The following is a 7461-nucleotide window of genomic DNA, read 5'->3' as shown; positions in this document are numbered from 1 at the left end:
TAAAAAATCTTGTTCATTCATGGCGTAAGCTTTATTAAAAAACGATGAAACTATTTTAAGCCTAAACAGCAAAAAATCAAATTTTGTCATAAAGACACTAAATCAGTTGACAAAGATAGTGTCGATAGGACACAATTCAGTTAATGTCACAAGGACACTAACTGGAGAGACACTATGTTTAATTTAAATTACTCTAAAGCTGATTCATCAACATTCATTATCAAATCCGTCAATGGTCGCGTTCGCCAACAAGGTAAAGGCTTGAGTTTTTGGTATAACTCCGCCACAACCTCCATTGCGGCATTGCCTTTAAACGCTCAAGAAGCACCTTTTATTTTTAATTTCCAAACCTCGGACTTTCAGGGTTTACGTATTCAAGGGCAAATCTCATTTCAGGTTAAAGCGCCCGAAAAAGCCGCAGAAGTACTCAACTTTAACTTGAGCAAAAACGGCAAATCGTATGCTTCTGAAGATCCGCTCAAACTCAGTGATCGTGTTGTACGTATTGCACAAACCTTAATTCAAGCAAAGATCCAAAGTACACCACTTAGAGAAGCGTTATTACTTAGCCAATCATTAGTGACTTTAGTGATGGAACAATTAATTGAACATCCATCATTAGAGGCATTAGGTATTGCGATTTTAGATGTCTCTATAGCGGCAATCACACCATCACCAGAAACCTTAAAAGCACTAGAAGCTGAAGCGAGAGAATCCTTACTGAAAGAAGCCGACGATGCCATTTATGCTCGTCGTAAATTCTCAGTAGAACAAGAGCGCACCATTAAAGAGGCTGAATTAGAAACCGATTTATCTGTTCAACGTAAACGCCAAGAGATTGAAGAAGCACGTTTAGAAAACGAACGTACATTACTACGCGAACAAGCTGAGATTGAAAAAGAACGCCTTGAAGCCAAAGTTAATGCGGAAGCAAAACGCAAAGAACTAGTCGCATTAAGTGCTGAAAATCAGCGAACACAATCAGAAGCGGATGCTTATGCTATTGAAGCTACCATGCGTGCTTATCGTGAATTACCAGTTGAGAACCTAAAAGCAATGGCATTAGCAAAAATGGACTCACAACAATTAATGGCAATGGCATTTGAAACCTTAGCACTGAATTCAGGAAAAATCGGCGAGTTGAATATCACACCTGATTTATTTAGCCAATTTATGAAAAAAGGCAGTAAATAATGCAACGTAACGAAGATTTTCGCTTTGTGCTGGTGATGAGAAAAAGCCGCTTACAGGAATTAATTGAGCGCTTTAATACCTGGTCACAAGCCAAATTCTATTTAGAACACAACAATGTTGAGGTAAAGGATTATCTCAATGAACACAATTTATATCAAAAGCAACTCACAGAAGCTGAGTTGATTTTAAAATCATTAGGACGATTTCAACTTTTAGAAAGAGGCTTATTACCCAGCTATCAATTCTCACCTCACGATATTGTGGTGGTGATTGGTCAAGATGGGCTTGTTGCCAATACGCTGAAATACCTTAATGGACAGCCTATCATTGCCATAAATCCTGATCCATCAAGGTGGGATGGTAAATTATTACCCTTTGAAATAGGGCAATTAAAAGAGACAGTTATTAACACCATTAATAAAAAAATGCCATTTAAAACGGTCACTTTTGCACAAGCAACAACCAATGATGGTCAATCCTTATTAGCGGTTAATGACTTATTTATTGGCCCTAAAAGCCACACTTCCGCACAGTATATTTTGCAATGGAATGGCGCTGAAGAAGTGCAATCTTCATCAGGCATTATTGTATCAACAGGATTGGGATCAACGGGGTGGTTTCAATCTATTCTTGCTGGTGCGATGGCAATTACAGGAGAAGCTTCGCACCCTCTATTACAAGGCTTTAGCTGGAGTGATCGAAAGCTACAATTTAGTGTAAGAGAGCCATTTCCAAGTAGAACAACAGGTGTTGCACTGACTTTTGGCACTATTGAGCCTGACTCACCACTGCAATTAGGATCTTTGATGCCAGAGAATGGCGTAATTTTCTCTGATGGCATCGAAGATGACTATTTACAATTTAATGCAGGTTGTATTGCTCACATTGGTATCGCTGACATACAAGGGCAACTAATTAGCCAAAAAGGGCGTCAGCGAATTTAGATTTATTTAGCGCTCTTTAATACTGTTTCAAGTCCAGAGATCATCACATCAAGGACAAACAAAAATGCAGCATCACCATTATCACTATCCATAATTGCAACGGCTTGGGTTAATAATGGCGGATAGGCAACAGTATCCGTCTCTACTTTTTCACGCTCTTTTTGGCTTTCTTGATGCTCTTGAGTTTCCAGTACGGAGCCTAATGTAAAATGCGCAATAGAGCTTAATGCATACACGGCTTGAGATAGACTAAACCCAGCATCACACAAAAACTGTAGTTGCTGTTCTGATGTCTCAAATTGACTTTCAGAGGGGCGTGTTCCCGCATGAATTTTGCCACCATCACGATACATTAATAAGGCTTGGCGGAAGCTTTTCGCGTTATTTCGCAAAAAGTCCTGCCATGTTTCATTCGGCAATGGCAAAACATGATGATGGTGCTTTTGCAAAATAGTTTCTGCTAATGCATCTAACAAAGCGCGTTTATTTTTTACATGCCAATACAATGTGGGTTGTTCCACACCTATTTTTTGCGCCAGCTTACGCGTTGTTAATCCTTCAATACCAACTTCATTAAGTAAAATCAACGCATTATCAATAACTTGTTCTTTATCTAGCTTTGCCATTACCTACCTCAAAATAAAATAGCCTTGACAATCTATCACTGATAGAGATATTTTACACCCACTCTATCACTGATAGATTTTTAGGATCTCAATGAATAAATCAATTATTATTATACTGCTGATCACCGTATTAGATGCCATTGGTATCGGGCTTATCATGCCAGTACTCCCTACTCTATTAAATGAATTTGTCAGTGAAAATTCACTGGCAACCCATTACGGTGTGCTATTAGCGCTCTATGCTACCATGCAGGTTATTTTTGCTCCTATTCTAGGACGACTGTCTGATAAATACGGCAGAAAACCCATCTTGCTGTTTTCCCTTTTAGGCGCGGCACTCGACTATCTTTTAATGGCATTCTCAACCACACTTTGGATGCTCTATATTGGGCGCATCATTGCGGGGATCACAGGCGCAACAGGTGCCGTATGTGCATCAGCGATGAGTGATGTGACTCCCGCTAAAAATCGAACTCGCTATTTTGGTTTCTTAGGTGGTGCTTTTGGTGTTGGCCTTATTATCGGCCCAATGCTAGGGGGATTATTAGGTGATATCAGTGCTCATATGCCATTTATTTTTGCCGCTATTTCACACTCGATATTATTAATACTCTCTTTGCTCTTTTTCCGAGAAACACAAAAAAGAGAAGCGCTTGTTGCCAATAGGACACCTGAAAACCAAACTGCCTCAAATACAGTCACTGTTTTTTTTAAGAAAAGCCTCTACTTTTGGTTAGCAACCTATTTTATTATCCAGCTTATCGGGCAAATTCCTGCCACCATCTGGGTGCTGTTTACACAATATCGTTTTGATTGGAACACAACTTCTATCGGTATGTCTTTGGCGGTTCTGGGTGTATTACATATTTTCTTTCAGGCGATTGTCGCTGGGAAATTGGCACAAAAATGGGGCGAAAAAACCACCATTATGATCAGTATGTCTATTGATATGATGGGCTGTTTATTATTAGCGTGGATAGGCCACGTTTGGGTCATCTTACCAGCATTAATTTGCTTAGCGGCAGGAGGTATGGGGCAACCCGCATTACAAGGTTATTTATCAAAATCTGTCGATGATAATGCGCAAGGGAAATTACAAGGTACTCTGGTGAGCCTAACCAATATTACCGGGATCATTGGTCCCCTTTTATTTGCCTTTATTTATAGTTATAGCGTCGCTTATTGGGATGGTCTGTTATGGCTGATGGGGGCAATACTTTATGCTATGTTGCTTATTACCGCTTATTTTCACCAAAGAAAAACCACACCTAAAGCTGTTATTTCAACCCCTTAATACTAGAAATTATAAAGATCATAAAAGTCCTGTCCGCTCTTAATAACGTTGATAGGACTTTATTTTTATCGCAATTAATAAGCCTCTTTTACCCAAGGCTTACTGGCTGCAATCATAAACATCGGCGTTGAACGATAAAGCAGGTAAGGGAGTCGTTTAGTTACATAGTTATTTTATGATAGTTATTTTCAATCATATTCACCCTGAGTAAAAAAAACAAATATTTCATTATTAATTTACTTTTTATTTACATTGTGAAATTATTATCCAACTAAAAATAAAAATAGAATTTCTATTAGTTTTAGCTCTATTTAATTAAGAATTATTTGTAGTAATAGCCATATATTAATTTAGATCAATACTCACTAATCATTTTTAGATACTCCCAATAATAAAGTTTATCTGTTAATTCTAAATCCATCACAAAACAAATAAAACACCAAGGTAAGTCCAAAAAAGACCAAGTTATTGAACTTATATTTCTAAAAATTACCTTACAAAATAAAAAAAAACAAAAAGAGAGTAAATAAAAATTTTTATATAGTGATAACTAATCATAAATACTTAAGTTATCTTTATTTAATAACGATAAAAACTCGATTTACGCGTATGAAAATCAATACAAAGTTTAAAAACACTAATATTTTTACTTTCCAGCATAAAATCCTATGGGATTAATCCTATCCACATAAAAAATTTAAATTGTAGAATTGACCTCATGACAAATTAGTAAATAAAACCAATAATCCAAAAAAGAATAAATGCACTTATTTTAGCTTTATTACTTTTTTTGCGCATTTGAATATATTGATTTAAATCATAAAGAGAATCGACACTCACAAATTCAAAAAATCAGTTTTCTATTTCAAAAATATATTTTATTTAAAATGAATCTATTTAAAAGTTCATTTTAAATAAGTATTTTTACTAAAACCTAAATAACTGAATAACTGAATAACTGATTATTTTTAAATAATATCTGTTATTTAAAAACATTATGTAATAAGAATTAATCTACGAAGGATATTTTATGAAAAAGCTGACATTAGCCGTTCTTGCAGTTGCTATTATGGGTACAACAACTCTTGCTCAAGCTGATACTCGTACAGCAAGTGCTGTTGCTTCATGGGATGCGAAAGCATACAAAGATACTAAAAGTATGTTAGTTGTTACACCATTAAAATCTTTAACTTTCAATTATGCGGAAGGTATTAAAGCATTTAATTCTCAAGATGGTGCGTTCGATATCACTATCCAAGGTCAAGAAAAAGCGACTGATTTTAAACTGACTTCAAAAATCATCACCGATAAATTAGTACGTGCTTCTGATAACAGTGAATTAACTGTTGGTGTTAAATGGAATGGTACAGACTTAACTAGCTCAACAGAAACTACCATGGTTGACGTTGCTGCAGGTACAACGGCTGGTCTTGATTTCTTAGCTCAAGACGGTGCTTACAACGGTAAAGAGCGTGTAAGCGGTCAAAGCCAATTCACGTTCAATATTGCTTCCGCAAAAATCGCTGGTACTGATACTCAATTCTCTGATTTAGCTGATGGTTACTGGGATGGTGACGTTAAAGTTCAGTTTACTGCAACTTGGGAAGGCGACTTCACTAAAACACCATAAGTTACAAAGTAAGTATTTTAATAAATACGGGATGAGCGAATTTTCGCTCACCCTAAAGGATCCACGATGAAAAAAATAATATTAGCGTGTTTGAGTCCTTTGGTTTTTTATAGCCAATTTGCAGCAGCCATCCATGTCGGCGCCATTACTGAAACAATGCAGTCTGACCAAACTATTCTTGCTAAAGAAATTGAAAATAACGTCGAGCAAGCACGGTTAGTTGGATTGTCTATTGAACGTATTTCATCGCCTTTAGAAGATGGAAAAGTGATCCCTTTAGTTAATAATGAGATTTTGATCTCACCAGCAAACTTAATTTTACCCGGAAAAACCAAAGAAAATTTCAAGAAATACTTTGGTTTCTGTCTTGGATAAAGGCAGGTTTTGTTCGTAATGCTGCCGGAGCTGGTGAAGATCTTCGCAAGTTGGGATTGGGGTGATAGGTGCTGGCTTCTTTTACTTTGTCTCGAAACCAAGCGTCATGAGCCTCTGGGCTTTCGTTAGACAAGCAGTCAAGCTACTCGCAGCTTATAAATTGCTAAACGATTACCGCAGTGGCATTTGCTTTAAACCTATCCCAGCAACGCTAAAGGGGTAAAGGGAAAATGGCTTGAAGGGATTAATGGAAGGGGGATTAAGGGCAAAGGGGCTACCCTGAAAAGGCTTGTTTGCAGGGGAAAGCAAAAGGCCAAAAGGCAATCCGTGCAAGCTCAAAATTCACATACGAGTTTAAAACCATAAGGAAAAACTACGGAGAAGCTCTCGCTGCGCCATGCTGACCATCTATTGAAAAATGTACGCTATCGTCCAATGCTACTGGGTGAAAATCACCTCCGAAGAATAGGTCCCCTATTGGAATTCTAATCTATCCATTACACATGAGCTACATTTCAGTTTCTAGCAGGCTCACCTTATTTAACGGAGCATTGGCGAGTTATTACACGAATATCCTGCATTCTTAATGTGTTGCTTTAGGCACCGCTACCAACTTTACACCCAGAGCGCCCAACACCCGGCTGATAGTGTCAAAGCGTGGACTAGCCCCCACCCGCAGCGCTTTGTACAAGGACTCACGACCGATACCTGCATCTTTGGCAATCTGGGTCATACCGCGTGCTTTAGCTATATCGCCAAGAGCTTCAGCCAGCAACGCATCATCGCCTGCTTCTAAAATAACATTCAAGTAGGCAGTGATCGCCTCATCACTGTCTAGGTAGTCGGCTGCATCAAAAGTGGGTAGTTCAGAAATTTTAACCATGGTTCAGTCCTCCAGTGTTTTCGACAGAGCAATGGCTTTGGCGATATCACGTGTCTGCGTTGACTTATCACCACCGCCCAACATGACAACCAAGACAGAGCCACGCTGTACAAAATACATTCGCCAGCCTTTACCAAAGTGTTCACGCATCTCACTTACACCTTCGCCAACCGACTGAACATCGCCAAGATTGCCACGCGAAACCTTTTTCAGTCGAGTAATTAGGCGCATTTTAGTGGTAACGTCTTTCAGTCCATTAAACCAGCGGTCAAACTCTGGCGTTCGTTTAATTTCAATCATGGTTAATCTCGGCTTTCTCTAATGCAAGTGTACTCTATCGAATACACAAAGACAATCCAAACTCAAAAAACACCTTAGTGCAAGTCATGTGCTTCAAACAGCACTTCCCCTATGCAGTGGCCTGCTGGAGTATAAAGCGTGAACTTCTACTTCAGTAACCCTCATCCGCCAGTATCGGGTTACTGACCCAACCCCTTCTTAATTTGTACGACACT

Annotated in this window: 8 protein-coding genes; 5 read left to right on the top strand and 3 right to left on the bottom strand. The window is 38.3% G+C overall.

Annotation, left to right across the window (positions count from 1 at the left end; genetic code table 11):
* Window positions 1-174 precede the first annotated feature (174 nt).
* Both VNJ50_RS13390 and VNJ50_RS13385 read left to right on the top strand, forming a co-directional pair.
* The gene (locus VNJ50_RS13390; RefSeq protein WP_032056459.1) at window positions 175-1194 is read left to right on the top strand and encodes an SPFH domain-containing protein; all 1020 of its coding nucleotides are present in this window, start codon (window positions 175-177) and stop codon (window positions 1192-1194) included.
* Window positions 1194-2138: a hypothetical protein gene (locus tag VNJ50_RS13385; protein WP_015060270.1), complete on the top strand. Its 945-nt coding sequence runs from the start codon at window positions 1194-1196 to the stop codon at window positions 2136-2138. The genes VNJ50_RS13390 and VNJ50_RS13385 overlap by 1 nt, the downstream gene beginning before the upstream one ends.
* Before the next feature lie 2 nt (window positions 2139-2140).
* Here VNJ50_RS13385 and tetR(H) read toward each other — a convergent pair whose 3' ends face one another.
* The gene (gene tetR(H), locus VNJ50_RS13380; RefSeq protein ID WP_006248868.1) at window positions 2141-2764 is read right to left on the bottom strand and encodes a tetracycline resistance transcriptional repressor TetR(H); all 624 of its coding nucleotides are present in this window, start codon (window positions 2762-2764) and stop codon (window positions 2141-2143) included.
* A gap of 91 nt (window positions 2765-2855) precedes the next feature.
* On the opposite strand from tetR(H), the gene tet(H) reads away from it, so the two are divergent.
* The 3 genes from tet(H) to VNJ50_RS13365 all read left to right on the top strand — a co-directional run bounded on the left by tet(H) (window position 2856) and on the right by VNJ50_RS13365 (window position 6063).
* Entirely contained in the window at window positions 2856-4058 is a 1203-nt protein-coding gene (tet(H), locus tag VNJ50_RS13375) for a tetracycline efflux MFS transporter Tet(H) (RefSeq protein ID WP_006248867.1), read from the top strand.
* Between the two features lie 1030 nt (window positions 4059-5088).
* Window positions 5089-5688, top strand: a complete 600-nt coding sequence (ecpA, locus tag VNJ50_RS13370) for a common pilus major fimbrillin subunit EcpA (RefSeq protein WP_109394146.1) — start codon at window positions 5089-5091, stop codon at window positions 5686-5688.
* A gap of 66 nt (window positions 5689-5754) precedes the next feature.
* Window positions 5755-6063 (top strand): hypothetical protein, encoded by a 309-nt coding sequence (locus VNJ50_RS13365; RefSeq protein ID WP_325582734.1) that lies wholly within the window; start codon window positions 5755-5757, stop codon window positions 6061-6063.
* A gap of 583 nt (window positions 6064-6646) precedes the next feature.
* Here VNJ50_RS13365 and VNJ50_RS13360 read toward each other — a convergent pair.
* Together VNJ50_RS13360 and VNJ50_RS13355 are read right to left on the bottom strand one after the other, a co-directional pair.
* Entirely contained in the window at window positions 6647-6946 is a 300-nt protein-coding gene (locus tag VNJ50_RS13360; protein ID WP_325582732.1) for an addiction module antidote protein, read from the bottom strand.
* A 3-nt stretch (window positions 6947-6949) separates the two neighbouring features.
* Entirely contained in the window at window positions 6950-7246 is a 297-nt protein-coding gene (locus VNJ50_RS13355; protein ID WP_325582730.1) for a type II toxin-antitoxin system RelE/ParE family toxin, read from the bottom strand.
* Between the last annotated feature and the right edge of the window lie 215 nt (window positions 7247-7461).

Source organism: Gelidibacter sp. (assembly GCF_035577925.1).
Classification (GTDB): domain Bacteria; phylum Bacteroidota; class Bacteroidia; order Flavobacteriales; family Flavobacteriaceae; genus Gelidibacter.
Note: the sequence above shows the minus strand (reverse complement) of the source record. Positions and strands in the feature narration are given on the sequence as shown.